28 protein-coding genes are annotated in these 25,615 nt (G+C 62.2%); 17 read left to right on the forward strand and 11 right to left on the reverse strand.

Features of this window, described 5'->3' with window-relative positions:
- Positions 1 to 103: 103 nt before the first annotated feature.
- A complete protein-coding gene (locus tag J2J99_RS20065; protein WP_168296692.1) occupies positions 104 to 796 on the reverse strand; it encodes a DNA-3-methyladenine glycosylase family protein in 693 nt (230 codons plus the stop codon).
- On the opposite strand from J2J99_RS20065, the gene gluQRS reads away from it, so the two are divergent.
- Positions 795 to 1,676 (forward strand): tRNA glutamyl-Q(34) synthetase GluQRS, encoded by an 882-nt coding sequence (gluQRS, locus tag J2J99_RS20070; RefSeq protein WP_168296691.1) that lies wholly within the window; start codon positions 795 to 797, stop codon positions 1,674 to 1,676. The genes J2J99_RS20065 and gluQRS overlap by 2 nt on opposite strands.
- On the opposite strand, the gene J2J99_RS20075 is transcribed toward gluQRS, so the two are convergent.
- A complete protein-coding gene (locus J2J99_RS20075) occupies positions 1,641 to 2,564 on the reverse strand; it encodes a YihY/virulence factor BrkB family protein (RefSeq protein WP_168296690.1) in 924 nt (307 codons plus the stop codon). The genes gluQRS and J2J99_RS20075 overlap by 36 nt on opposite strands.
- A gap of 75 nt (positions 2,565 to 2,639) precedes the next feature.
- Between J2J99_RS20075 and J2J99_RS20080 the strand changes: the two genes are divergently transcribed.
- The 7 genes from J2J99_RS20080 to J2J99_RS20110 all read left to right on the forward strand — a co-directional run bounded on the left by J2J99_RS20080 (position 2,640) and on the right by J2J99_RS20110 (position 8,412).
- Complete coding sequence (locus J2J99_RS20080; protein ID WP_168296689.1) at positions 2,640 to 3,473, forward strand: SDR family oxidoreductase; 834 nt, start codon at positions 2,640 to 2,642, stop codon at positions 3,471 to 3,473.
- A 14-nt stretch (positions 3,474 to 3,487) separates the two neighbouring features.
- Positions 3,488 to 3,691 carry a twin transmembrane helix small protein gene (locus tag J2J99_RS20085; protein WP_064686421.1) on the forward strand — a complete coding sequence of 68 codons (204 nt, stop codon included), beginning with the start codon at positions 3,488 to 3,490 and terminating at the stop codon, positions 3,689 to 3,691.
- 306 nt (positions 3,692 to 3,997) lie between these two features.
- Complete coding sequence (locus J2J99_RS20090; RefSeq protein ID WP_168296688.1) at positions 3,998 to 4,576, forward strand: cob(I)yrinic acid a,c-diamide adenosyltransferase; 579 nt, start codon at positions 3,998 to 4,000, stop codon at positions 4,574 to 4,576.
- Positions 4,577 to 4,609: 33 nt separating this feature from the next.
- Positions 4,610 to 5,389 (forward strand): rhomboid family intramembrane serine protease, encoded by a 780-nt coding sequence (locus J2J99_RS20095; RefSeq protein WP_168296687.1) that lies wholly within the window; start codon positions 4,610 to 4,612, stop codon positions 5,387 to 5,389.
- 185 nt (positions 5,390 to 5,574) lie between these two features.
- On the forward strand, positions 5,575 to 6,336 hold the full coding sequence (locus tag J2J99_RS20100) for an electron transfer flavoprotein subunit beta/FixA family protein (protein WP_168296686.1): 762 nt from the start codon (positions 5,575 to 5,577) through the stop codon (positions 6,334 to 6,336).
- Positions 6,337 to 6,361: 25 nt separating this feature from the next.
- On the forward strand, positions 6,362 to 7,291 hold the full coding sequence (locus tag J2J99_RS20105; RefSeq protein WP_168296685.1) for an electron transfer flavoprotein subunit alpha/FixB family protein: 930 nt from the start codon (positions 6,362 to 6,364) through the stop codon (positions 7,289 to 7,291).
- Between the two features lie 239 nt (positions 7,292 to 7,530).
- Positions 7,531 to 8,412 (forward strand): 3-hydroxybutyryl-CoA dehydrogenase, encoded by an 882-nt coding sequence (locus tag J2J99_RS20110; protein ID WP_168296684.1) that lies wholly within the window; start codon positions 7,531 to 7,533, stop codon positions 8,410 to 8,412.
- 178 nt (positions 8,413 to 8,590) lie between these two features.
- Here the strand turns inward: J2J99_RS20110 and tlpA are convergent, their stop codons facing one another.
- Entirely contained in the window at positions 8,591 to 9,253 is a 663-nt protein-coding gene (tlpA, locus tag J2J99_RS20115; protein ID WP_168296683.1) for a thiol:disulfide interchange protein TlpA, read from the reverse strand.
- 26 nt (positions 9,254 to 9,279) lie between these two features.
- Between tlpA and argH the strand changes: the two genes are divergently transcribed.
- The 4 genes from argH to J2J99_RS20135 all read left to right on the forward strand — a co-directional run bounded on the left by argH (position 9,280) and on the right by J2J99_RS20135 (position 15,122).
- Positions 9,280 to 10,683 carry an argininosuccinate lyase gene (argH, locus tag J2J99_RS20120; protein ID WP_168296682.1) on the forward strand — a complete coding sequence of 468 codons (1,404 nt, stop codon included), beginning with the start codon at positions 9,280 to 9,282 and terminating at the stop codon, positions 10,681 to 10,683.
- Between the two features lie 152 nt (positions 10,684 to 10,835).
- Positions 10,836 to 11,030, forward strand: coding sequence for an LPS translocon maturation chaperone LptM (gene lptM / locus J2J99_RS20125; RefSeq protein ID WP_168296681.1), 195 nt, complete (start codon positions 10,836 to 10,838; stop codon positions 11,028 to 11,030).
- A gap of 11 nt (positions 11,031 to 11,041) precedes the next feature.
- The gene (lysA, locus tag J2J99_RS20130) at positions 11,042 to 12,310 is read left to right on the forward strand and encodes a diaminopimelate decarboxylase (RefSeq protein ID WP_168296680.1); all 1,269 of its coding nucleotides are present in this window, start codon (positions 11,042 to 11,044) and stop codon (positions 12,308 to 12,310) included.
- A 163-nt stretch (positions 12,311 to 12,473) separates the two neighbouring features.
- Complete coding sequence (locus J2J99_RS20135; protein ID WP_168296679.1) at positions 12,474 to 15,122, forward strand: TIGR02302 family protein; 2,649 nt, start codon at positions 12,474 to 12,476, stop codon at positions 15,120 to 15,122.
- Between the two features lie 75 nt (positions 15,123 to 15,197).
- On the opposite strand, the gene J2J99_RS20140 is transcribed toward J2J99_RS20135, so the two are convergent.
- The 3 genes from J2J99_RS20140 to J2J99_RS20150 form a co-directional block, all read right to left on the reverse strand.
- Positions 15,198 to 15,557: a response regulator gene (locus J2J99_RS20140; RefSeq protein WP_003543311.1), complete on the reverse strand. Its 360-nt coding sequence runs from the start codon at positions 15,555 to 15,557 to the stop codon at positions 15,198 to 15,200.
- Between the two features lie 170 nt (positions 15,558 to 15,727).
- Complete coding sequence (hpt, locus tag J2J99_RS20145) at positions 15,728 to 16,270, reverse strand: hypoxanthine phosphoribosyltransferase (RefSeq protein ID WP_004671390.1); 543 nt, start codon at positions 16,268 to 16,270, stop codon at positions 15,728 to 15,730.
- A 132-nt stretch (positions 16,271 to 16,402) separates the two neighbouring features.
- Positions 16,403 to 17,056 carry a hypothetical protein gene (locus J2J99_RS20150; RefSeq protein WP_168296678.1) on the reverse strand — a complete coding sequence of 218 codons (654 nt, stop codon included), beginning with the start codon at positions 17,054 to 17,056 and terminating at the stop codon, positions 16,403 to 16,405.
- Positions 17,057 to 17,262: 206 nt separating this feature from the next.
- On the opposite strand from J2J99_RS20150, the gene ftsE reads away from it, so the two are divergent.
- The 4 genes from ftsE to J2J99_RS20170 all read left to right on the forward strand — a co-directional run bounded on the left by ftsE (position 17,263) and on the right by J2J99_RS20170 (position 20,596).
- Positions 17,263 to 17,922 carry a cell division ATP-binding protein FtsE gene (ftsE, locus tag J2J99_RS20155; protein ID WP_004671394.1) on the forward strand — a complete coding sequence of 220 codons (660 nt, stop codon included), beginning with the start codon at positions 17,263 to 17,265 and terminating at the stop codon, positions 17,920 to 17,922.
- Positions 17,915 to 18,928, forward strand: coding sequence for a cell division protein FtsX (locus tag J2J99_RS20160; RefSeq protein ID WP_168296677.1), 1,014 nt, complete (start codon positions 17,915 to 17,917; stop codon positions 18,926 to 18,928). Before ftsE ends, J2J99_RS20160 begins: the two co-directional genes overlap by 8 nt.
- A gap of 67 nt (positions 18,929 to 18,995) precedes the next feature.
- A complete protein-coding gene (locus J2J99_RS20165; protein WP_205918807.1) occupies positions 18,996 to 19,712 on the forward strand; it encodes a YdcF family protein in 717 nt (238 codons plus the stop codon).
- Between the two features lie 86 nt (positions 19,713 to 19,798).
- Complete coding sequence (locus J2J99_RS20170) at positions 19,799 to 20,596, forward strand: lysophospholipid acyltransferase family protein (protein WP_168296675.1); 798 nt, start codon at positions 19,799 to 19,801, stop codon at positions 20,594 to 20,596.
- Positions 20,597 to 20,617: 21 nt separating this feature from the next.
- Here the strand turns inward: J2J99_RS20170 and J2J99_RS20175 are convergent, their stop codons facing one another.
- The gene (locus tag J2J99_RS20175; protein WP_168296674.1) at positions 20,618 to 21,181 is read right to left on the reverse strand and encodes a gamma-glutamylcyclotransferase; all 564 of its coding nucleotides are present in this window, start codon (positions 21,179 to 21,181) and stop codon (positions 20,618 to 20,620) included.
- A gap of 50 nt (positions 21,182 to 21,231) precedes the next feature.
- On the opposite strand from J2J99_RS20175, the gene J2J99_RS20180 reads away from it, so the two are divergent.
- Positions 21,232 to 22,248: a DUF2125 domain-containing protein gene (locus J2J99_RS20180; RefSeq protein ID WP_168296673.1), complete on the forward strand. Its 1,017-nt coding sequence runs from the start codon at positions 21,232 to 21,234 to the stop codon at positions 22,246 to 22,248.
- A gap of 12 nt (positions 22,249 to 22,260) precedes the next feature.
- Here the strand turns inward: J2J99_RS20180 and J2J99_RS20185 are convergent, their stop codons facing one another.
- The 4 genes from J2J99_RS20185 to J2J99_RS20200 all read right to left on the reverse strand — a co-directional run bounded on the left by J2J99_RS20185 (position 22,261) and on the right by J2J99_RS20200 (position 25,578).
- Complete coding sequence (locus tag J2J99_RS20185) at positions 22,261 to 22,680, reverse strand: GNAT family N-acetyltransferase (protein ID WP_168296672.1); 420 nt, start codon at positions 22,678 to 22,680, stop codon at positions 22,261 to 22,263.
- Positions 22,681 to 22,687: 7 nt separating this feature from the next.
- Positions 22,688 to 23,614 (reverse strand): prephenate/arogenate dehydrogenase family protein, encoded by a 927-nt coding sequence (locus J2J99_RS20190; protein ID WP_168296671.1) that lies wholly within the window; start codon positions 23,612 to 23,614, stop codon positions 22,688 to 22,690.
- Positions 23,611 to 24,720, reverse strand: coding sequence for a histidinol-phosphate transaminase (gene hisC, locus J2J99_RS20195; RefSeq protein ID WP_168296670.1), 1,110 nt, complete (start codon positions 24,718 to 24,720; stop codon positions 23,611 to 23,613). Before hisC ends, J2J99_RS20190 begins: the two co-directional genes overlap by 4 nt.
- Before the next feature lie 81 nt (positions 24,721 to 24,801).
- On the reverse strand, positions 24,802 to 25,578 hold the full coding sequence (locus J2J99_RS20200; protein WP_168296669.1) for a class I SAM-dependent methyltransferase: 777 nt from the start codon (positions 25,576 to 25,578) through the stop codon (positions 24,802 to 24,804).
- Positions 25,579 to 25,615 lie beyond the last annotated feature (37 nt).

A 25,615-nucleotide genomic window follows, 5' to 3' on the forward strand; every position in this document is an offset into this window, starting at 1 on the left:
CCTGATCGATTCGGCATCTGCACCTGTATATTAGGCCGGTTGTTACAGGATTGTGAAGTCCAATAAATTCAGAGGATAAAGGCAATTTGAAGAGTGTGGCCGATCAACCGTTCGGCACCATGTCGCGGCGCAGTTTCGCGGCGTAATAGGCCCAGAAAAGCCGGGCTGCTACCGAGCGCCATGGCGACCAGACCTGCGAAAGCTTGGCAAGCGCCTTCGCTTGCGGCCGCGCCGCAAGTCCGAGCGCGGCGCCGACGGCATTCTGCAGCGCGACGTCGCCGGCCGGAAAGACATCGGCATGGCCGCCGCAGAACATCAGATAGACCTCCGCCGTCCACGGGCCGACGCCCTTCAGCCCCGTCAGCTCGCTAAGCGCTTCGCCCGGCGGCTTCAGGCAGAGCCCGGACAGATCGAGGCGACCGGAGGCAACCGCGTCTGCGATCCGCGTCAGCGTATCGGCCTTGGCGCGCGACAGGCCGAATTCCCGCCATGCCTCTGGGTGAAGTAACAGGTAAGATTCCGCCGTCAGCGCGCCATCCGCCGGCAGCATGCGTCGCCAGATCGCCTCGGCGCTGGCGCGCGAGACCATTTGCGACACGATGATATGGGCAAGGCCGGCAAAACCGGGTTCGCGCAGCCGCAGCGGAAGCGGGCCCGCATCCGCCGCGATCGGTGCAAGGCGCGGATCGAGGCGAAGCAACGCTTCGAGCCCGAGCCTGACGTCATCGTCATTGCGAATGATCTGCACGCTTCCTCCTAGTGGTTCAAAACCGAAATCCGTGGCAGAAGAAAGCATGACCACGAGCGAGCGTCAAAAACCTGTCTTTCGTTTTGCGCCGAGCCCCAACGGACCGCTGCATCTCGGCCATGCCCTGTCGGCCTTTTTGAACCGCGACATGGCAGAAGCTCTGCAGGGCCGCCTGCTGCTGCGCATCGAAGATATCGACCAGGCCCGCTGCACCCCGGAATTCGAGGCCGGCATCCTGCGGGATCTCAACTGGCTGGGCATCGACTGGGAAAGCCCGGTGCGGCGTCAGTCGGAACATTTTCCGGAGTACCAGGCAGCGCTGCATGCGCTGATCGAACGCAGCCTGGTCTATCCGGCTTTCCTCACGCGCAGCGAGGTGAAGGCGCGGGTTGCCGCCTATGAGGCGGCAGGCGAATCCTGGCCTCGTGATCCCGATGGCACGCCGCATTATCCGCCGATTGATCGCGAGCGGCCCGAAACCGAATGGCGGGATATCCTCTCCTCCGGGAAAAGGCATGCCTGGCGTCTCGACATGCGCAAGGCGCTCGACCTGATCGGTGAACTGCTGTTCTGGACGGAAACCGGCGACAGCAGAACAGGCGAGATCGCGGCCGAGCCTGGCGTCTGGGGGGATGTCGTCCTGTCGCGCTCGGATGCTCCCTCAAGCTATCATCTTTCGGTGGTGGTCGATGACGCCCTTCAGGGCGTGACGCATGTCGTGCGCGGGCTCGACCTTTTCCACGCCACATCGGTGCACCGGCTGCTGCAGGTGCTCCTCGGCCTGCCGCAGCCCCTCTATCATCATCATCGCCTCATTCTCGACGCCGATGGCCGCAAGCTTTCGAAAAGCGAAGGTGACAGCGGGATCGCCGAATTGCGTGCCCGCGGCACGTCAGGGGCCGATATTCGCCGCCTTGTCGGGCTCTGATCGCCGTTCGACACGCTCTCTGCCGACGATCGAAAGCGTATGCGAGAACATCCGGAAGACCCGGAACTTGATCAGCGCCGCATTGATCTCCGCGCCGATGATGAAAATGACGCCGACCATGTAGAGGAAGATCAGCACGATCATGACAGAGGCGAGACCGGCATAGGTCGCGGTATAATTGGCGAAGGTGGCAAGATAATAGGCAAAGATCAATGCGCCGGCGAGCCAGAGAAGCAGCGTTAGCAGCACGCCGGGAATGACGTCGAAGACCCGTCGCTTGCCGGCCGGCAGCCAGAGATGCATGACCAGCAGGCCTACGGTCAGCACAAAAAGCGTGCCGTAGATCCGCCAGCTGAAGACGATGTCGAGCGTATCGGCAAACAGCGGAAACCAATTCCGGGCATAATCGAGCGCCAGCGGCAGCGCCACCAGCAGGATGCTGATCGCCGCGAAGATGATGACCGCGATCAGCACGTAGCCGAGGCTGGCCAGGCGGGTGAAATACCACGGCCGGGTTTCCTGCACCCGGTAGGCACGATTGAGCGAGATGCGCAGCGCCTCGACGCCGTTCGAGGCGAAATAGGCGGCCGCCAGCACCGAGATCGTCAGCAGCCCGCCGCGCGGAATGGTCAGAACCTGCAGCACCTGGTCGGCGAGTGGTTTGGCGATCGCTTCGGGCCAGGTGTCGAAGATCAGATGGATAGCGGTGGAGGAAAACTGATCGGCGCCAAGGAAACTTGCCAATGCGGTACCGAAGATCAGGAACGGGAAAACCGCAAGCAGGCTCGACAGCGCGACGTGGCTTGCCATCGCAAATCCGTCGTCCTCGACCATGTGACAAATCGCGTCATAGACCACGTCGTAGATCGTGCGCAGCACCTTCCGCATTCCGTCTCCGGCTTCCAGATTGTATCCTCTGGCCGAATATGGGAAACGAGTCCCATTTTGTACAGGAATCATTCAATGGTGGAGCAGCGCACAATCGTCGTCACCGGCTGTTCCTCCGGCATCGGCGCGCATTGCGCCCGGGCGTTGAAAGCCGATGGCTGGCGCGTCTTTGCAACGGTGCGTAAAACGGATGATCTGCCGGCCCTCGAAGCCGACGGCATTGAAACCTTCTTGATGGACTATGCCAGAACCGAGACGATCACCGAGCTGGTCGGCGCGGTTCTCGAACGCAGCCGCGGTCGCATCGACGCGCTCTTCAACAACGGTGCCTATGGCCAGCCGGGCGCCGTCGAGGATCTTTCGACGGCAGCGCTGCGCGCGCAGTTCGAGGCGAATTTCTTCGGCTGGCACGAATTGACGCGGCAGGTCATCCCGACGATGCGCAAACATGGCCAGGGCCGGATCGTGCAATGTTCGTCCATTCTCGGCGTCGTCCCCTATCGCTATCGCGGCGCCTACACCGCCTCCAAATTCGCGCTCGAGGGCCTCAGCGTCACCCTGCTCATGGAACTGCACGGCAGCGGCATCCATGTCAGCCTGATCGAACCCGGACCGATCGCCACGCGTTTCACCGCCAATGCGCTCGCAAAGATCAAGGAAAACATCGATGTCGAGAACTCGCCGCACGCAGCCGATTATGTCAGGCAGTTGGCGAGGCTTGAGGGTTCGGGGCCGGTCAATCGTCATAAACTTGGCCCCGAGGCGGTTTATTCGGTATTGAAACACGCATTGAACTCGAAAAATCCAAGGCCACATTACCCCGTAACGACTCCGGCTAAACAGGGCATGCTCCTGAAGCGGCTGCTTCCGGCGGACCTCTTCTACCGCCTGATGCGCTGGACGGACTGAGAAAGCTGAATGCCATGTCCACAATCACCTATATCCTTGCGGTCATCGTCATGGGCGTCGTCGCCCTCGTGCTGATCCGCGGCCTCTTCAACATGATGAAGGGCGGCGACGCCAACCTTTCCAATAAGCTGATGCAGCTTCGCGTCCTCCTGCAGGCAGTCGCCGTCATCCTGATCATGCTGACGCTCTGGATCACCGGCGGCGGCCGCCCGACCTGAGGAAACCGTGGAGGGGCTTTTGATGATGCACGCACTGGATTCCCGTGACATCCCTCGAGACAAGCCCGAGGACAGGAATGAGGGAGGTGAGGCGAGCGGCTTAGGGAAACACTCCGACGCGGTGTGCGTCAGTATGCCGGAGCGAATTTGGCGACAAGGCCAACCCCACCCTCCGTCATCCTCGGGCTTGAGCCGAGGATCCATCCCCATAGCCGCTGACAGATGCGGTGTGGATGCCCGGCTCAAGCCCGAGCATGACGGAGCTTGGGGCAATGCCACCGCCCTCTCCTCGATCGGCGGTGCGGCATGGTGAAACTCAACAAGATCTACACGAAGACCGGCGACGACGGCACGACGGGCCTGGCTTCCGGCCCGCGCCGCCGGAAGGACGATCTGCGCGTCGAGGCCTATGGCACGATCGACGAGGCCAATTCCGCGATCGGCCTGGCGCGGCTTTACACGACAGACTTGGTCGACCTCGACACGATGCTGAAGTCGATCCAGAACGATCTCTTCGACCTCGGCGCCGATCTCGCCACGCCCGACACCGGCGAACCGCCGGCCTATGAGCCGCTGCGGATCGTCGAGACGCAGGTCGAGCGCATCGAGCGCGATATCGATCGGCTGAACGCCGACCTCAATCCGCTGACATCCTTCATTCTGCCGGGAGGCAGCCCGGCCGCCGCGCATCTGCATCTAGCCCGCACGATTGCGCGGCGGGCCGAGCGGCTGATGGTGACGCTGGCGCGCATGGAGGGCGAAATTGTCGGCGGGCCCGCGATGAAATATATCAACCGGCTTTCCGATTTCCTCTTCGTCGCGGCCCGCCATGCAAATGACCAGGGTCGTGCGGATGTGCTTTGGGTTCCGGGAAAAAACAGATAGGTTTGCCGCGATCACGATTGCCGGGGGGCCTTAATGTTCATACCACTTCACGACGCCAATACGCTCAAACATATCAAGGTTCAGTGGGTGACGCTGGCCTTGATCGCGCTGAATGTCGCAATCTGGCTCTTCACCAGCCTGGAGAGCGAACAGGCAGCCCAGGCAACGACCGTCGGCCTCGGCTACATCCCGGCGGTCGTCTTCGGGCAGGCGCAATTGGCCGAGGGACTGGACATCGTGCCGGGGCCGCTGACCTATATCACCTATGCCTTCGTCCATTCGGGCTTCTGGCATCTGGCCGGCAACATGGTCTTCCTCTGGGTCTTCGGCGACAATGTCGAGGATGGGATGGGCCATATGCGCTTCCTGCTTTTCTATCTCCTCTGCGCGGCCGCCGGCGCACTTTGCCACGGCTTGCTGACGACGACCCCGGAAGCGCCGCTGGTCGGCGCCTCGGGGGCGATCTCCGGGGTCGTTGCCGCTTATGTCATGCTGCATCCGCGCGTCAGGGTCTGGGTGCTGGTGTTTTTACGTGTGCCCTTGCCGCTGCCGGCCTTCGTGCCGCTGCTTTTGTGGATCGGCCAGCAGTTCTTCATGCTGGCTTTTGCACCCGACGCCGACGTCTCCTGGGGCGCCCATGTCGGCGGCATCCTTGCAGGCGCTGTTTTGATCGTGGCGCTGCGTCGTCGCGGCGTTCCGCTTTTCGATCGGGAAATCGTGACGCCGCGCGCGGTGAGGAACGAAGCCGGCGCCGGTGCGGCCGTTACGGCCGGCGCGGACGGGCGTCTCCTCTGGGGCCGTGGCCGGCGTTAACGGATATATTGACGTGCACGTAAACGTCCATATATTGCCGAAGCAATCCCCTGCCTGCGTCATGCAAGCGTTGTATTTGGGGGAAAAACGCGTATCCATGTCGCCATTCGACAATCGAAGCGGCGCTCAAGCGCGCATTTTCCTCAAAAGCCTCGCTGAAGCCAGTTTTACTTGAAGGAGACCCCATGAAGATTCTCGTGCCCGTCAAACGGGTTGTCGACTACAACGTGAAGATCCGGGTGAAGCCGGATGGTTCGGGTGTCGAGCTTGCCAATGTGAAGATGTCGATGAACCCGTTCGACGAAATCTCGGTGGAAGAGGCGCTGCGGCTGAAGGAAGCCGGCAAGGCAGAAGAAGTGGTGGTGGTGTCGATCGGCCCGGCCAAGGCTGAGGAAACCTTGCGCACCGCCCTGGCCATGGGCGCCGACCGGGCGATCCTGGTCGAGACCGACGATCAGGTCGAGCCGCTCGCCGTCGCCAAGATCCTCAAAGGCGTCGCCGATGCCGAACAGCCCGGCCTCATCATCGTCGGCAAGCAGGCGATCGACGATGATAGCAACCAGACCGGCCAGATGCTGGCGGCGCTGCTCGGTTCGGCCCAGGCGACCTTCGCCTCGAAGATCGAGATCGACGCTGCCGTCCCTGGGGGCAAGGCTGAGGTGACCCGCGAGGTCGACGGCGGCCTGCAGACGATCGAGATCAAGCTGCCGGCGGTCATCACCACCGATCTGAGGCTCAATGAACCGCGTTATGCCTCGCTGCCGAACATCATGAAGGCGAAGAAGAAGCCGCTCGACAAGAAGAGCCCTGCCGATTTCGGCGTCTCCACGACGCCGCGGCTGAAGGTGTTGAAGACCGAGGAGCCGAGTGGCCGCAAGGCCGGCGTCAAGGTCAAGTCGGTCGCTGAGCTGGTCGACAGGCTGAAGAACGAAGCCGGCGTGCTGTAATCGGGTTGGAACAGGAGCAATTATCATGACCATTCTTCTTCTGGCCGACCATGACGGCAATCACCTCTCCGACCAGACCGCCAAGGCGCTGACCGCTGCCTCAAAGATCGGCTCCGACGTGCATGTGCTGGTCGCCGGCAAGGCCGCCAAGGCTGCCGCCGAACAGGCTACCAAGCTTTCCGGCGTTTCCAAGGTGCTGCTGGCCGAAAGCGATGCGCTTGCCAACAATCTCGCCGAGCCGCTTGCCGATCTGGTCGTCTCGCTCGCCGGCTCCTATGACACGATCGTCTCGGCCGCCACCTCGGTCGGCAAGACGGTGCTGCCGCGGGTCGCCGCTCTGCTCGATGTCGCCCAGGTGTCGGAGATCATCGAGGTCGTCAGCCCCGATACCTTCAAGCGGCCGATCTATGCCGGCAACGCCATCCAGACGGTGCAGGCAAGCGATGCCAGGAAGGTCATCACCGTGCGCACCGCCTCGTTTGCCTCGGCGCCGGAAGGCGGCTCGGCCAGCGTCGAGGCGATCGCGGCTGTTTCCGATCCAGGCCTGTCGCGCTTCGTCTCCGATGCGCTGTCGACGTCCGAACGTCCGGAACTGACCTCGGCCAAAGTCATCATCTCGGGCGGCCGGGCGCTCGGTTCGGCCGAGAAGTTCAAGGAGGTCATCCTGCCGGTTGCCGACAAGCTCGGGGCTGCCGTCGGTGCATCGCGCGCCGCCGTCGATGCCGGTTATGCGCCGAACGACTGGCAGGTCGGCCAGACCGGCAAGGTGGTGGCGCCCGATCTCTATATCGCCTGCGGCATCTCCGGGGCCATCCAGCATCTCGCCGGCATGAAGGATAGTAAGGTGATCGTCGCCATCAACAAGGACGAGGAGGCGCCGATCTTCCAGGTTGCCGATTACGGCCTTGTCGCCGATCTGTTCGACGCCCTGCCGGAATTGCAAAAGGCGCTGTAAAGCATGGCACGCAAAACTGCACGGCGGTTTGCGAGGACATATGCCTAAAGGCAAGGACCTGAAGCGCGACAAGCGAATCTGAAAGATCGCAACGCGCTTCAAAGCCGCCAATGCTTTCCTTTCGCACTTGCGAATGACTGGAAAATTGTCTTTTATCTGCTGCCGGGCGATCTTTCGTCCGGCAGTAATGCTAAAATAATGCGGCAACGCGGGGGCGACTGCCGAGCGGGGGTTTGGAGATGAGTGCGGTGTTGAAGAATATTGGGATCATCGGTGCCGGCCAGATGGGCTGCGGCATCGCGCATGTTTCGGCCGCCGCAGGGTACAGGGTCCACATCTACGATCTCTCGCAGGACCGCATCGAATCCGGCCTTGCCACCATCAATGGCAATCTTGCCCGACTGGTGACGAACGGCAAGATGAGCGATGAGGAACGCAAATCGACGTTGTCGCGCATAACCGGCTCGGCCGATGTCAACGACCTCGCTCCGTCCGATCTGGTCATCGAGGCAGCCACGGAGGACGAAAGTGTCAAGCGCAAGATTTATAGTCAGGTTTGTCCGGTGATGAAGCCGGAAGCGCTGCTTGCCACCAACACCTCCTCTCTTTCGATTACCCGGCTTGCTGCCGCCACCGACCGCCCCGAACGCTTCATGGGCATTCATTTCATGAACCCGGTGCCTGTCATGAAGCTGGTAGAACTGGTGCGCGGCATCGCCACCGATGAGAAGACCTTCTCCGCCGCCAAAGAATTCGTCGGCACCCTGGAAAAGACCATTACTGTCGCCGAGGACTTCCCGGCCTTCATCGTCAACCGCATCCTGCTACCGATGATTAACGAAGCGATCTATACGCTCTATGAAGGTGTCGGCACGGTCGATGCCATCGATACGGCGATGAAGCTCGGCGCCAACCATCCGATGGGGCCGCTGCAGCTTGCCGACTTCATCGGCCTCGACACCTGCCTGTCGATCATGCAGGTGCTGCATGACGGGTTGGCGGACTCGAAATATCGACCCTGCCCGCTATTGGTGAAATATGTCGAAGCCGGCTGGCTCGGACGCAAATCCGGCCGCGGCTTCTACGACTATCGCGGCGAGGTGCCCGTCCCGACACGCTAAGCGGGACATCACCAAAAAGGGCGAATGGACCGAACGCCCGCGAAATGCTTTCCTTGCCGTGAACGGGGGAAACGCCATGTCGACCGAAACACCGATGTTCCTGCTGCAGTGCTGCGTCCTTATAGGAATTGCCGGCGTTTTCCTGATCAGAGGAAATGGCGACTCCTGACCGGCATCCTTACGATCCGATCGCACCCTTGATCAAAGTCTTGGCGTCCTCGCTGTCCCAGGCGGCGGGTCCGTTCATGGCGGAGATCAGGCAGCCCTTGTCGTCAAGCAGCAGCGTCACCGGCAGGCCGAAGGCGAGACCCTCCTTCTTCAGGCTATTGAAGGCGCCGATCGTGTTGTCGCGGTAAAGCTGCAACGCGTCGACGCCGGTCTCGGCTAGGAAAGCCTTTGGCTTCTCGTCGTCCCCCGTATCGATATTGATCGGCACGACTTGGAACTTGTCGCCGCCCATCTGCTTTTCCAGTGCGTTCAGCGCCGGCATCTCCTCGCGGCAGGGCACGCACCACGTGGCCCAGAGATTGAGCAGCACGGTCTTGCCGGCGAAATGGTCGAGTGTCAGCGGTTTGCCGCCAGGGCCATTGAAGGATACGGCGGTCAGCTTGCGCGGCTCGTTGGCGGCGACCATCGCTGCAACCTGCCCCTTCATCAGCGGCGTCAGATTGGCGGCGCGTTCCCTGGCCAGCGGGCATTCGACCGAAGCCGTATCGCCGATGCCATTGCCAATCCCCGTCTCCTTCACGTATACCGCTGCCGCACCGGCAATAACGCCTGCAACGGCGGCGATTGCGATCAGTTTTACGGACGGCAGGCCGAAGGGTTTTTTTGTCGTCATTTCATTCTCCAGGACGGGCATCTTTCATGGCCGAGAGCAACACGGACACCAAATCCTCCAACCAGATGTGGGGTGGGCGCTTCGCCTCCGGCCCGGACGCGATCATGGAGGAGATAAATGCCTCGATCGGTTTCGACAAGAAGCTATTCGCCCAGGATATTCGCGGTTCCATCGCTCATGCGACGATGCTCGCCCATCAGGGGATCATCTCGGCCGAGGATAAGGACAAGATCGTTCACGGGCTAAACACGATCCTGTCAGAAATCGAAAGGGGCAATTTCGAATTCTCGCGCCGGCTCGAAGACATCCATATGAACATCGAAGCGCGCCTGGCGACGCTGATCGGACCGCCCGCCGGCCGGCTGCACACCGCCCGCTCGCGCAACGACCAGGTGGCGCTCGACTTCCGCCTCTGGGTCAAGGAAGAGCTCGAGAAGACCGAGAAGATGCTGACCGGCCTGATTGCCGCCTTCCTCGACCGCGCCGAGGAACATGCCGAAAGCGTCATGCCGGGCTTCACCCATCTGCAGACCGCCCAACCCGTGACCTTCGGCCATCACTGCATGGCCTATGTGGAAATGTTCGGCCGCGACCGTTCGCGCGTGCGCCACGCCATCGAGCATCTGGACGAGAGCCCAATCGGCGCGGCGGCCCTGGCCGGCACCGGCTACCCGATCGATCGCCACATGACGGCCAAGGCGCTGGGGTTCCGCGAGCCGACCCGCAACTCGATCGACACGGTTTCCGACCGCGACTTCGCCATCGAGTTCCTGGCGATCGCCGCGATAACGGGCATGCATCTGTCGCGTCTCGCGGAAGAGATCGTCATCTGGTCGACGCCGCAATTCGGTTTCGTGCGCCTGTCCGACGCCTTTTCGACGGGATCCTCGATCATGCCGCAGAAGAAGAACCCGGATGCAGCCGAACTGGTGCGCGCCAAGACCGGCCGCATTAACGGCTCGCTGATCGCGCTGCTGACGATCATGAAGGGCCTGCCGCTCGCCTATTCCAAGGACATGCAGGAAGACAAGGAACAGGTCTTTGACGCGGCCGAGAGCCTGGAACTGGCGATCGCCGCCATGACCGGCATGGTGCGCGACATGACCGTCAACACCGCGCGCATGAAGGCGGCGGCCGGCTCCGGCTTCTCGACGGCGACCGACCTTGCCGACTGGCTGGTGCGCGAAGCCGGCCTGCCCTTCCGCGACGCCCATCACGTGACCGGCCGCGCCGTGGCGTTGGCCGAAAGCAAGGGCTGCGGTCTTGCCGAACTGCCGCTCGCCGACCTGCAGGCGATCCATTCTGATATCACCAACAAGGTCTATGACGTGCTGACCGTCGAAGCCTCGGTCGCCAGCCGCAAGAGCTTCGGCGGCACGGCCCCCTCCGAGGTGCGCAAGCAGATCGCCTTCTGGCGCGCCCGCAACTGAAAGAAAGGCGAAGCGAAAAGCCGCTTCGCCCTTCCCTTGCACGGGGAAAGACCATCCAACAATCAGGGTGCACAAGGCGGAGAAACTTCGCTATGAAGATGTCCATCGTTCGGAATGAATGATGTCCGCCATATCTCGTACAAGAGGATTCCATGCAGAAGAGCTTGCCGCACCTCATTCGTTTGACGGCGGTCATCGCCGTCATCGGCCTTGCCGTTGCCGGATGCGGGCGCAAAGGCGATCTCGACCCGCCGAGCGCTGCGGCAACGAAAGAAGGCGACGTTTCCAAGCCGACGAAACAGCCGGGAACCATTGACAAGCCCTTCCTTCTCGATCCTCTTCTTTAAGGCATAAGCCCGTGAACCATTTCGAGTACCGCCACGGCATCCTTCACGCCGAGAACGTTCCCGTTCCCGAGATCGCCAAGGCGGTCGGCACGCCGTTCTACGTCTATTCCACCGCCACCCTGGAACGCCATTACCGGGTCTTCTCCGAAGCCTTCGCGGATATGGACTCGATGGTCTGCTACGCGATGAAGGCGAATTCGAACCAGGCGGTGCTGAAGACTCTGGGTCGCCTCGGCGCCGGCATCGACGTCGTCTCGGAAGGGGAACTGCGCCGCGCGCTCGCAGCCGACATTCCGGCAAGCCGCATCATGTTTTCAGGCGTCGGGAAGACTCCGTCCGAGATGGATTTCGCGCTCGAGGCCGGCATCTACTGCTTCAACGTCGAATCCGAACCCGAGCTCGAAATCCTCAACCAGCGCGCCGTCAGCGCCGGAAAGAAGGCCCCCGTCTCCTTCCGCATCAACCCGGATGTCGACGCCAAGACGCATTCGAAGATCTCGACCGGCAAGAAGGAAAACAAGTTCGGCATCTCCTGGGAGCGTGCCCGCGCGATCTATGCCCATGCCGCCAAGCTGCCCGGCATCGAGGTCACCGGCATCGACATGCATATCGGCAGCCAGATCACCGAGCTGCAGCCTTTCGACGACGCTTTCAAGCTGCTGCGCGACCTTGTCGCGACGCTCCGCGCCGATGGCCACACGATCGATCACGTCGACATCGGCGGCGGCCTTGGCGTCCCCTATAAGGACGACAACAATCCGCCGCCGCTGCCGGATGCCTATGCGGCGATCGTCAAGAACCAGCTGCGCGATCTGAACTGCAAGGTCATCACCGAGCCCGGCCGCCTGATTGTCGGCAATGCCGGTATTTTCGTGACCGAAGTGCTTTATGTGAAGGACGGCGGCGACAAGACCTTCGTCATCGTCGACGGCGCGATGAATGATCTCATCCGCCCGACGCTCTACGAGGCCTATCACGAAATCCGCCCGGTGACGATTTCGGCGGCGAACGCGCCGCGTATCCGCGCCGACGTCGTCGGCCCCGTCTGTGAGACCGGCGACTATCTGGCGCTCGATCGCGAAATGTCGATGCCAAAGCCTGGTGATCTGCTGGCCGTCAGCACCGCCGGCGCCTATGGCGCCGTCCAGGCCGGCACCTATAACAGCCGCCTGCTGGTCCCCGAAGTTCTGGTCAAGGGCAGCGATTTCCATGCGATACGACCGCGCAGAACCTATGCCGAGCTGATCAGCCTCGATTCGGTTCCGGCTTGGCTCGACTGACGAGGGCATCACTTTTTGGCGAATAAACGTGAAAAGCCGGTATTGCCGGCCGCTCGCCCTCGCCTTCGCCACAAAGAGTGTTATCCTTGTCAACCATGAGCCTATTGCCCCGCAATCGCCGGAAGCGCCCTCTGTTCCACTTGAGATCGCGGAGACCGGACCGATGACAAGCCCCTTCAGGCAGAAGAAGGGTGCATTTGCGCTCCGCCCTGCCCTTGCCCGGCTGGTGACGACAAAACGTCTGCTGGCGCGCATCGTGCTTTTTTGCGAGCAGCTGCTGCCGCCTCTGGTGCGGGTCCTGTCGGTCGCCGCCCTTTATCTCTCCGCCTCCTGGTTCGGTGTCTTCCGCAGCGTGCCGGACTGGTTGCGCATCCTTCTGCTGATTGCTTTCGCTCTCGCTTTGCTCGTTGGGCTTCTTCCCTTCCGCAATCTGCGCTGGCCGAGGATCGCCGAAACCGATCGCATGCTGGAAGAGCGCAACGGCCTGCCTCACCAGCCAATCACCGTCCAGGAAGATGAGCCGGCCTTCGACGCGCCCTTCGCCCGGGCGCTTTGGCGCGAGCACCAACTGCGGATGGCCGAAAAGATTGCAGCGCTCGATGCGGGCATGCCGAGGCCCGACATTGCCGGGCATGACCGTTTCGCCCTTCGCGCCATTCCGGCGCTTCTGCTGGTCACGGCCTACGCTTATTCTCTGTCGATCAATGGCGGTTCGATCAGTGACGCATTGCAGGCAGCACCCGAACAGGTGACGATCGATCCGGCGGTGCGCATCGACGCCTGGGTGACGCCACCCTCCTATACCGGCCGCGCACCGGTTTACCTGACCGCCGATGGCAGTGAACAGGCGCCGATCGGCATTCCGCAGTTTTCCTCTCTCACCGTGCGCGTCAGCGGCGGAAAGACGGCCGAAAAGGTCGTGTTCCGCAAGGCGAACGGTCAGGCGCAGGATATCGCCGTGCAGGGCGACGCAAGCCCGCGTCAGACAGCTGCGGCGGCCGGCAACCCGCCGGATGCCCCCGCCGGCCAGGCTGCCATCGCCCAGACGCATGCGATGAAGCTCGAGGAGAACGGCACGCTCGAAGTCAGCGGCCGCCGCTGGAGCTTCGACATCCTTCCCGACAAGGCGCCAGAAATTGCCTTTAACGGCTTGCCGAAGTCCAGCGTCAACGGCGCGCTCGAAATTGGTTTCACCGTCAAGGACGATTACGGCGTCCAAGAGGCTCATGCGGAGATCGTACCGGCCGAAACCGATCCGCAAGCAACGCCTCTCTACCCATTGCCGGAGTACAGGCTGGATATCCCCCGCCGCAACGCCCGCGACGCCAAGGGTGTGACCAGCCGGAACCTGACCGAACATCCGCTCGCAGGCAAGCGCGTGCGCGTGACGCTTGTCGCCAAGGACGGAGCCGGCCAGACCGGCCGCAGTCCGCCGCATGAGATGACGCTGCCGTCGCGGCCCTTCAACGAGCCGCTTGCCGCCGCCGTCGCCGAGGAACGGCAGGTTTTCGCCCTCGACACCCGCAAGATGCCGCAGGCGATCGCGCTGAACGAGGCGCTGACCATCCGTCCCGAGGAGACCATTCCCAAGCTCACCAATTACCTGCTCCTGGAATCCGCCTTGGCGCGAATGAAGCTCGCAAAGGGCGAGGAGGCGCTGAAGGATACCGCCCAATATCTCTGGGAAATCGCTCTCGGCATGGAGGACGGCGATCTTTCCCTTGCCGAGCGCAAGCTGCGCCAGGCCCAGCAGAATCTTGCCGATGCGTTGAACCGCAACGCCCCGGACGAGGAGATCAAGAAGCTGATGGACGAGCTGCGCAAGGCGATGCAGGACTATCTGAGCGAGCTCGCCCAGCGCATGCAGAACGCGCCGATGCAGCCCAACCAGAACGCCCAGAACATCCTGCGCCAGCAGGATCTGGAACGGATGATGGACCAGATCGAAAATCTCGCCCGCTCCGGCAACCGTGACGCGGCCCAGCAGATGCTGTCGGAACTGCAGCGCATGATGAATAATCTGCAGGCCGGCCGGCCGCAGCGCGGTCAGCAGAGCCAGGAGAATAGTGAGGCCCGCAAGCAGATCGACAAGCTCGGCCAAATCCTGCGCGACCAGCAGAAGCTGATGGAAGAGACCTTCCGCCTCGATCAGCAGCTCAAGGACCGCATGCAGCGCGGCGAACCCGATATGGGCGAAGACGATCCGCTGCTCGACGACATGGCCCCCGGCGAAAACGGCGAGCCGCAGGAGCAACAACAGGGCCAGCAAGGCCAGGAAGGCCAGCAGCCCTCCGACCAGATGACGGCCGAGCAGTTGCGCGAGGCGTTGAAACAGCTGCGCGCCCAGCAGGATGGGCTCGGCAAGCAGCTGGGTGAATTGCAGAAAAAGCTGGGCGAGATGGGTATGAAGCCCGGCCCCGGCTTCGGCCAGGCGCAACGCGAGATGGAAGGCGCCGGCCGCGAACTCGGCCAGGGCCGCGGCCAGCCGGCCATCGAAAACCAGGGCCGCGCGCTGGAAGCGCTTCGCCAGGGCGCCCGTGACATGATGAACCAGATGATGCAGGCACAGCAGGGCCAGCAGGGACAAGGCCCGAACGGACAGGTCGGCCAGGGCGAGCAGAACGGCCGCGACCCGCTCGGCCGTCCGCGCCGGACCCAAGGACCGGACTTCGACGACAGCGTCAAGGTGCCCGATGAAATCGACGTTCAGCGGGCGCGGGAAATCCTCGATGCGATCCGCGAAAAACTCGGCAATAATCCGCCGCAGGAAATGGAACGGCGATATCTCGAACGGCTGCTGGATATCCAATAGGCTCTCAAGCGCGTAACCCCGAAAATCGCAATCGATTTCCGGGGTTACGCGTGAATTCCGAAGAGTGGCCGCGCTTTAAGCGACGAGCGCCCGGGCAACTGCCTTGCGGATATCGGGAAGCGCGAATGGCTTGGCGACGACGTCGATGATCTTTTCGGCAAGGTCGTCGGCCCGTTCGCGCTGCTCGGCATAACCGGTCATCAGCAGGATCTTCAGGCCGGGAAAGGCGTCCTTTGCCTGATGGGCGAGTTCGATGCCGTCCATCACAGGCATGCGGATATCGGACAGCAGCAGGTCGTAGACTCCATCCTTCAGCTTCTCCAGCCCCTCGGCGCCATCGGCCGCTTCATCAGTCTCGTGACCGTCGAGCCTGAGCGCCCGGGCTACGAAAGACCGCAGGGAGTCCTCGTCTTCCGTAATCAGAATTCTTGCCATATGTGCATGCTCCGTCTTCAGCCCCCGCGACGGAAATCACCAGACTTTCCTTTTCGATCGGTAAAGATGGCGAAGCGATGGACGGGATGGTTAACAACCCGTCTCGAGCGACGGCAGAGCGCCACGCATCTTTTCCAGACGTGCGAAGGCGCTGCGGTGCTGCCGATATTTCAGGCGTCGCCAGTCACCACTCCGACGAAGGGCAGTTCACGAAAGGCATAGGCGACATCCATGCCGTAGCCGACGACGAAATAGTCGGGGCATTCGAATCCGACATAATCAGCCTCCAGCTTTTCCTTGCGCTTGACGCGCTTGTCGAGCAGCACGGCGATCGTAACGTTGCGGGCGCCACGCTCGAACAGCAGTTCCTTGGCAAAAAGCAGCGTTCGGCCGGATTCGAGAATATCGTCGATCAACAGAACGTCGCGGCCATGCACATCGCTGTCGATATCCTTGACGATGCGCACGCCTTGCGAGACCGTACCGCTGCCATAGCTGGACAGCGTGATGAACTCGACCTCGGGGGCAAGCCCGGTGTCATGCAGGGCGCGGATCAGGTCAGCGGCGAAAATGAAGGAGCCCTTCAGCACGGCAATGACGAGCAGGTCCTTGGTCGGACCGTTGGCGATCTCCCGCGCCATCGCATGATTGCGCTCGGCGATCTGTTCGGCGGTGAAGAGCGGCTCGATATTTTTTCCGCGCACGACAGGCATAGGCTTGCTCCCTGAAAAGAAGGGTAAGCCGTTAGCACATATGCGAGCTTGAAACAGCCTCGCCAGCCAGGAAATTAACCGGATTGGCGCGACCTGTGGCAGGAAAAGTGTGCCGCGCCCCATCCGGCGCGTCTAAGGCAGGAACGAAAGCCGGATCTCCGGCAATTTTCCGCCGGCATGCTGGACACGCGCCGAAAAGCCCCGGCTCTGGCCGCCATAGATGACGTCGACAGGTGGGTTGATAACGATGCTCGCGGTCAACCGCTCGTCAGTCACGAGATCGGCGCGGATCGGCTGCAGCGTCTGCGTCGTGCCGCTGTCGTTTTCGATGATGCCGTTGATGACGAGCACCCGCATGCCGTTCGCATCACGCGGCGTCGCGGTCACATGGGTGAAATGCAGCGGCGTTCCGGAATAAGGTCGGCCGCTCGACAGGCTGGAGAAGCCACCCGCAAGCCCGAAGACGAGCACGGCGAGCGACAGCACCAGGATGGCGAAACTGCGGATCGAGGCGCGCTGCAGGAAGGCTTCCGCTTCCCGCAGCACGAAAGCGGCCGCCGGCGGCATCAGCGGCAGCCGCGCGGCGTGCGCCTCGATGGTGCGCCTGCGGTTGTCGTTAGGGGTCCTTGCAGCGAATTCCCGCGGCCGTACCTTGCCGAGCGTGACGAATTCGGCGTCGGCGATATCGGCAGGGCGCAGATTGCGTTGCGGGCGGCTAGCGGGTTCGGGCGGCAGGAAATCATAGGCCTGGCCCGGTGTCCGGCGGCTGAAGAAGGATGCTTCCATGGTCGCTGCCTCGCAGATGTCCACATGGTTTCACTGCCAGTGCTAATCTTGGCATTGAAACGAATCCTTCTCAGTCGTAAATTTTAATGGTTAATGCTTCGCAAAGATCGCCATCAAACGGGCGTCTTTCCGGCAAAATTTACCGGCTGTTAACGGTGTTGGTTAACAAGTCACGCGGCGAAACCAAGAACAGACTGAGCTGCCCGTTGATCCACTTCGAGAATGTCGGTTTGCGTTACGGCATGGGCCCGGAAATCCTCCGGGACCTGACCTTCGACATTCCGAAGAAATCCTTTCAGTTCCTGACCGGTCCGTCCGGCGCGGGCAAGACATCCCTGCTGCGGCTGCTCTTCATGTCGCTGCAGCCGACGCGCGGGCTGATCCGCATGTTCGGGCGCGACATTTCCGAAATTCCCCGGCCCGAGCTGCCGCTGCTGCGCCGGCGCGTCGGCATCGTCTTCCAGGATTTCCGTCTGCTCGATCATCTCACCACCTATGAGAACGTCGCTTTGCCCTTACGGGTGCGCGGCAAGGAGGAAAGCTCCTACAAGACCGACGTCCTGGAACTGTTGAAATGGGTTGGCCTTGGCGAACGCATCAACGTGCTGCCGCCGGTGCTCTCCGGCGGCGAGAAGCAGCGCGCCGCGATCGCCCGGGCGCTGATGGACCGGCCGGAAGTGCTGCTGGCCGACGAGCCGACCGGCAATGTCGATCCGCCGATGGCCCGGCGCCTGCTCAATCTGTTCCTCGAGCTCAATCGGCTCGGCACGGCGGTCGTGATCGCCACCCACGATCTGGCGCTGATGGAGCAGGTCGAGGCCCGCCGCATGATCCTCTCGGAAGGGCATCTCGATATCTATGACTGAGCCCCCATCCAGCAGCCGGGAGAAGGCGCCGGCCCAGGCCCAGCAGAAGCGGCCGGAAATGCGCGTGCGCCCGACCGCGCCGATCCTGCCGCCTTCCAATATTCAGGGCAACGCCCTGATGGTGGTGATATCGATCATGGCCTTTCTCGCCTGCCTGACGCTCGGCGGCGTCAGCATGGTGCGTTCGACGGCGGCGAGCTGGGAGAGCCAGATCTCCCGCGAGATCACCATCCAGATCAAGCCGGACGACAATCTCGACATGGAAAAGGCGCTGATTCAGGCCCGCGACCTGGCGCTGACATTCGTCGGCACCAAAAGCGGCCAGATCGTCGACGAGGCAGCCACCGCCCGTCTGCTCGAACCCTGGCTCGGTCCCGGCCTCGACCTCAAGGATCTGCCCGTCCCCCGGCTCGTCGTCATCACCATCGACGAGAGCAATCCGCCGGATTTCGATGCAATGCGCGGCCTCCTCAAGGACAGCATCCCGCAGGCGAGCCTCGACGATCACCGCACCTGGGTCGACCGGCTGGTGTCCATGGCGCACACGACGGTGCTGATCGGCACCGGCGTCCTGCTGCTGGTGTGTTCGGCAATGGTGCTGACCGTCGTCTTCGCCACACGCGGTGCGCTGTCGGGCAATCGACACATCGTCGAAGTGCTGCATTTCGTCGGCGCCGAAAGCTCCTTCGTCGCCACCGAGTTCCAGAAGCATTTCCTGAAGATCAGCCTCAAAGGCTCGGCGATCGGCAGCGCGCTTGCCACCCTTTTCTTTGCCACCGCCGGCTTCTGGCAAAGCCGCACGCTGGCGACGCCGGAAACGGATCAGGCAACCGTGCTGTTCGGCACCTTTTCCGTTGGCGTTCTCGGTTATGCCGGCATCTTCGCGACCATGATCGTCATCGCGCTGCTGACGACCGTCACCGCGCGGCTGACCGTCATGCGAACGATCTATGAAATCGATACATTGCGCTCGGACCCGACGCGCACCGACGGCATCGCAAGTTGATCGTGGCCATGTCGTTTTGTCATTAAAGCGTCTGTTCCACGCCGTAATCAGCGTATAATCACGATTCATGACCATGGGCCATACGACACGCAACCCGATTCGGCGGGATCCGGAGCTTGATCGCCCGGCAGGCCTGCCGCCGCGGCGCGGGCCGATCCGGCGCCTGCTGCGCTGGGCCGGCTTTGGTTGCGTTCTGGCGATCGCCCTGCTGTTCGGCGGCTTCCTCCGCTTTGCCGATTCGGTGACGACGCTTAAGCCCCCGGTCGAGCCGAAGGCGGACGCGATCGTCGTGCTGACAGGGGGCTACCAGCGCATCGACCAGGCCGTGGAACTGCTGCAGAAGGGTGCCGGCAAGCGGCTCTTGATCTCCGGCGTCCACCCGACAACGACGCCGGCCCAGATCCGCAAGATGACGCAGGGCTCGGCCGATCTCTTCTCCTGCTGCGTCGATATCGGGCATGACGCCTTGGACACGATCGGCAATGCCGAGGAGACCTCCAACTGGATCCATGCCAAGGGATACAGAAGCGTGCTCGTCGTCACCAACAATTATCATATGCCGCGCAGCCTAGCCGAACTCTCCTATGTCGACCCGGACATCGACTTCATCGCCTATCCGGTGGTCAACTCGGATCTGAAGACCCGCAACTGGTTCACCGACCCGAACGCGATGCGCGTCATGCTGGCCGAATATGCGAAGGTGCTGCTGGCCGGCGCCCGCAACATTACCGGCTTCGGCCGTCATACCGGATTGCGCTCGGCCAGCGCGTCCGCCTCAAACTAGGTTTTACATCCGGGCGGCATCAAACGCTTTTTATGACGACCAATATCGTGTAGGCCGGTCGCGTGAGCATGCCTCGGGAAAATTTCATGATCGCCCTGCGTTCCGTCCTCTTCAACACGATCTTCTACGCTAATCTCATTATCCGGATGATCGTGCTCTCTCCCTATTATTTCGTGGTGCCGCGGCTTACGGCCTATGCGATCCCGAAGAACTGGGCGCGCTCCAACCACTGGCTGATGCGCATGATCATCGGCACGACCTTTGAGATCGAGGGGCTGGAGAACCTGCCTGATGGCAGCTTTATCCTGGCGCCGAAGCACCAGTCCTTCTGGGATACCTACGCGCTGCTGCCGAAACTCAAGGACCCTGTCTACATCCTGAAGCGCGAGCTCATGTGGATTCCGCTCTTCGGCTGGTATGCGAAAAAGCAGCGCATGATCCCGGTCGATCGCGGCGCGCGCGGCAAAGTGATGGTGGAAGTGTTGAAACGCACGAGGGAAGAGCTTTCGACCGGCCGCCAGCTTATCATCTATCCAGAGGGTACCCGCCGGCCGCCGGGCGCCGAGCCCGTCTATAAATACGGCATCGCCCGCATGTACCGCGACCTCGCCATACCCGTGGTGCCGGTCGCCATGCATCCCGGCCTGTTCTGGCCGCGGCGGAGCTTCCGTCGTTACCCCGGCCACTTCAAAGTCCGGATCCTGCCGCCGATCATGCCTGGAATGGACCCCGATGCCTTTTTCGCCCATCTGATTGAGGTGACCGAACGGGCAAGCGACGAACTGCTGCTCGACACTGTCGAACGCAATCCGCATCTGCCGCTGCCGCCGACAGCGATCGCCAGGCTGACGGAGTTGCGCAAGGTGAAGGCGGCGACGGCCTGAAATTACAGGGCCGCGCGTCTTTCAGACGCGCAAAGCACGCGGTAACTCTGAGTTGCTGCACGCCCGCAGCCGCGCCACTTCGGTGACGACCTGCTCCAGCCAATGATCGCGGATGCCCATCTGCCTCAGATGCGCGAGCGTGTTGAAGACATAGGCATCGTTCGGACCGGACTGGCCGCTGGCCTCGTTCACCACCCGTGCCGCCGCGAGCGCATCGAGCGTGCCGGCATATTGCTCATGGTCGCGATCGGCGACGTAGGTGATCGCCTCCATCCGGCGACCGCCGGCAAACTGCAGCCGGACCCGGCGTTCCAGATAGACATTGGTGACAAGTTCGCGGGCGCGGAGATAATCGATCACCTCATCCCATCTGTCCGGCGAAATCCGGAAGGCCATGCCGCGGCAAGCGCCACCCCTGTCGAGACCGAGAACCAGGCCCGGATTGTCGCGTGTACCGCGGTGAACATAGGAGCGGACACAGAGCGAACGCCTGTAGCCATGCACCAGGGCCTCTGCCCGCTCCAGGAACTCGAAGCCCGGATTCCACATCAGCGAGCCGTAGCCAAACACCCAAAATTCGTCCATATCGCACGCCAGACCGGAATCACATTTGCGATTCACCATTGGAGAACATCATGGCAGCGTCAAGCCGATCCGGCAGCGGTCAATCCACCAGCGGCAAGAAATTCTGGTTGCTGGGCGGAGGCATCGTTCTGGCGATCGCGCTCTATACCGGCGGCTGGTTCTATGCGGCATCGGCGCTGAAGACCACGGTCTTGGAGGCGATCGCGCCGCGCGACCAGGCGGGCGTCAGCGGCGAATGCTCCGACATTGAATTCCGCGGCTATCCCTTCCGCATCGGCCTGTTCTGCTCCAAGGTCGATGTCGACGACAGTGTTAACGGCGTCTCCGCCACCTTCGGTGCCCTGCGCTCCGCCGCCCAGGTCTATGCGCCCGACCATATTGTCTGGGAACTCGATTCGCCGGCCGAGATCCGCACCAGCAACGGCCTTTCGATCTCGGCCCAGTGGACGAACCTGCAGTCGAGCCTGGCGACTAGACTGAAGGGCATCGACCGCAGCTCGACCGTCATCGAGGGCCTGAAAGCGACGGCGGTCTCTTCCCTCACCGGCCAGACGGTGAACTTCGATGCCGCCCGCACGGAAATTCATCTGCGCCAGAACGGCGCCGATCTCGACGGTGCGATCTCCGTGCAGGATGCGAATACTGTTATCACCGACTGGCCTCAGGTCTTCCCGAAACTCTCCGCCAGCATCGATCTGACCGTTGCCGGCAAGGCCGGCCTGATCGACGGCAGCGATCCGAATGGCCTCAACGGTTCTGCCGGCGAGCTGCGCCGCATCGTCGCCGATATCGGTGACGGCAAGGTCATGACCCTGACCGGCCCCTTCTCGTTCGACGAACAGGGTTTCCTTTCGGGACAATTCAAGTTGGAGATCGAACGGCTCGGACCCTGGAGCGACAGCCTGAAACAGACCTTCCCGGACATCGCCTCGACCGTCAACACGGCGACCAAGCTCTTGAAATCGCTTGCCGGCGGCAAGGACAAGGTGTCGGTCGATCTCGTCGTCGATCACGGCAACGCCACCGTCAGCGGCTTCATCCCGCTCGGCCGGATCCCGCCGATCTGACCAGGGTGTTTCTCAGGCTAGGTGCTTGATGAAGAAAACCTCGGGCACCGATTGCAGACCGGGCAGCTCGATTGCGCCGGTTTCGGTAAATCCGTTGCGGTGATGCCAATCCTGCGGCCGGCTCTCGTCGCATTCGCACGACGTCATCAGCAGGCGGGCGCCTTCGCCGCGCATCGCCTCTTCCCAGGCAACAAAAAGTGCGGTGCCGACGCCCGACCGGCGATAGGCGGGCTGGATACGGATCATTTCCATATAGGGAACCCGGCCCCAGAAACGGGAAAAGCGCAGGAAGCCGACGATCTCGCCGGCCTCCCTGGCGACGAAATATTCGCCGAGCGCCACGCAGCGCGAAACCCAGGCCTGAGCAAGGTTGGCATCTTCGCGCACCAGCCAATCTATATCCGCCTGGCTAGCGCTCGCCACCTCCACCATCGCATGGCTACTTCTTGTCCAGCGCGTGGGGGCGGCCGAAATCCGGTGCGTCGACGTCCTGACCGGCCTGGACGATCGAGCGGCGAATGGCGCGCGTGCGGGTGAAAAGTTCGAAAATCTTGTCGCCCTCGCCCCAGCGGATCGCCCGCTGCAGATAGGCGAGATCCTCCGAGAAGCGCGCCAGCATTTCAAGGATCGCATCGCGATTGTGCAGGCAGACGTCGCGCCACATGGTCGGATCGGAAGCGGCGAGACGGGTGAAATCGCGAAAGCCGGAGGCCGAATATTTGATGACTTCCGATTCAGTCACCGTCTCCAGATCGTCGGCAGTGCCGACAATGTTGTAGGCGATGATATGCGGCAGGTGCGAAACGATCGCGAGCACCTTGTCATGATGTTCCGCATCCATCTCATCGACCTTCGAACCGAGCGCCTGCCAAAAGCCGCGCAGCCGCTTCAACGCCGTCTCGTCGGTGTCCGCAACCGGCGTGAAGATGCACCAGCGGCCTTCGAAGAGGCCAGGGAAGCCGGCATCGGGACCGGACTTTTCCGTGCCGGCCAGCGGGTGGCCGGGGATGAAATGGACATTCTCAGGCATATGCGGCTGCATCTGCGCAATGACGGAAGCCTTGGTGGAGCCGACATCGGTGACGATTGCGCCGGGCTGCAGGTTGCCGGCGATTTCCTTCGCCACGCTCTCGGAAGCGCCGACCGGCACTGAAACGATGATGAGGTCGGCATGCTTGACGGCCTCTGCCGATGAGGTCGTATAGCGATCGCCGAGGCCAAGCTCTTCAGCACGCTTCAGCGTATCGGCGCTTCGCGTGGCGACGACGATCTCTTTCGTAAGCCCGAGCCGGCGAATGTCGTGGGCGAGCGAAGATCCGATCAGGCCGATGCCGATCAGCGCGATTCGGTCGAACAGCACGCTCATGCCTGACGTCCCATGAATTCGCGGAGTGCTGCAATGACGCCGCGATTGGCCTCTTCAGGACCGATGCTCATGCGCAGCGCATTGGAAAAACCGTAGCTGCGCACGGCGCGCAGGATGTAACCGCGGCTCGTCAGCAGTTCGTCGGCATCGGCGGCGCGCTTGCCGTCAATGTCAGGGAAATGGATGAGGACGAAATTGGCGACAGACGGCGTCACTTTCAGTCCGATCGCTTCCAGAGCCTCTGTGAGCGTTTCCACCCACATCTGATTGAAAGAAACGGCCTGTTGGACGAAAGCCTGGTCGCGAACGGCCGCGGCACCGGCAGCGATCGCCGCCGCATTCAGGTTGAATGGCGCACGGACTCGGTTCACGGCGTCGACGATCTCGGCCGGCGCGTACATCCAGCCGACGCGCAGCGCCGCCAGACCGTAGGCCTTCGAAAAGGTGCGGGTCATCACCACGTTGGAGCTGGAAGACACGACCTCGATCCCGGCTTCGTAATCGTTGCGGCGCACATATTCGGCGTAAGCCGCGTCGAGCACGAGGACGACGTGTTTCGGCAGGCCGGCCTGCAGGCGGCGGATTTCGCTGACCGGAACATAGGTGCCGGTCGGATTGCCGGGATTGGCGATGAAGACGATCTTCGTTCTTTCCGTCACGGCGGCAAGGATCGCGTCGACATCGACGGTATAGTCCTTTTCCCGAACGACGACGGGTGTCGCACCCGTGCCCATGATCTGGATCTTGTAGACCAGGAAACCGTGCTCGGTGATGATGCCCTCGTCGCCGGAGCCGAGATAGACATGGCAGAGCAGACCGAGCAGTTCGTCCGAACCGTTGCCGCAGAGGATGTTTGCCGGATTCAGGCCATGCACGGCGGCGATCGCCTCGCGCAGTTCGATCGCCTGCCCGTCGGGGTAACGTCCGAGATTATCGGCAGCGGCTTTCACGGCCTCGATCGCCTTCGGGCTGGCGCCGAGCGGCGTTTCGTTTGAGGACAGCTTGTAGACGCGGGCAACCCCCGACGCATGTTCCTTGCCCGGCACATAGGATGCGATATCGAGAATACCGGGACGCGGAACGGGCTTGCTGATCTCAACGCTCATGGGTCGACCTTGGATTTTTCCGGAAAATGACCAAGTGGCATTAAAGCGGAATGTGGTTCTTGTCGAGAGCCGGGAACGGGCTCACCGATTGCGCGTCGTCGGCACGCCGTGGGGTGCGAGAACTGGCACGAAGACACGGCGAGAGGCGCGTGCCGCCACCGGCAGGCCCTGATAAAGCCGCTTCTGCGCCTCGACGATGATGACGCCCGAAAAAGCTGGCCACAGCGTCCTGCCGATCCGCTCGAAAGCACGGCGGAGCCGCAGGATGGTTCTGAGTTTTGAGGGCGGAAAGAACAGCGCCTCGGCCGTTGCGCCCGGCGTGAAATTCGTCTCGCGCAACAGATGCGTCAGCTGACCGCGCGAATAGGGCCGCCCCGAACCGAAGGGCGTATGCTCCATGCGGGCCCAGACGCCGCGCCGGTTCGGCACGACGATGACAAGCCGCCCGCCCGGCGCCAGCACCCGCCAGAGTTCCTTCAGCGTCTCGCGCGGGCTTTCGGCGAATTCCAGCGAATGCACCATCAACACCCGGTCGATCGAGGAGTCCGGCAGCGGCAGTTCCTCATCGAAAATCAGCGTCGTCGACGATAGCGAACCCATCGGCCAGTTCACCGCGCCCTGCCCGGCCGGCATGAAGGCAAAGGTACGCTCGGTATCGGACTGGAACCGATCGAGGAAGGGCACGGCATAACCGAGGCCGACCAGACGCTCCTGCGGCAGGCGCACCCAGAGCGACGACAGCGCCATGGCGATCGACTGCTCGGCAAAACGCCCGAGGTCGGAATGATAGAACTGACGTAGGTCGACGATATCGGCGTGCATTGCGATAAATGTTATCAGCGGGCGGTTGGACTTCAAGGCCGGAACCTCTACATTCCCGCGAGACTAGCAGGAC

The sequence above is a fragment of the Rhizobium binae genome (genome assembly GCF_017357225.1).
GTDB classification, from domain to species: Bacteria; Pseudomonadota; Alphaproteobacteria; order Rhizobiales; family Rhizobiaceae; genus Rhizobium; species Rhizobium binae.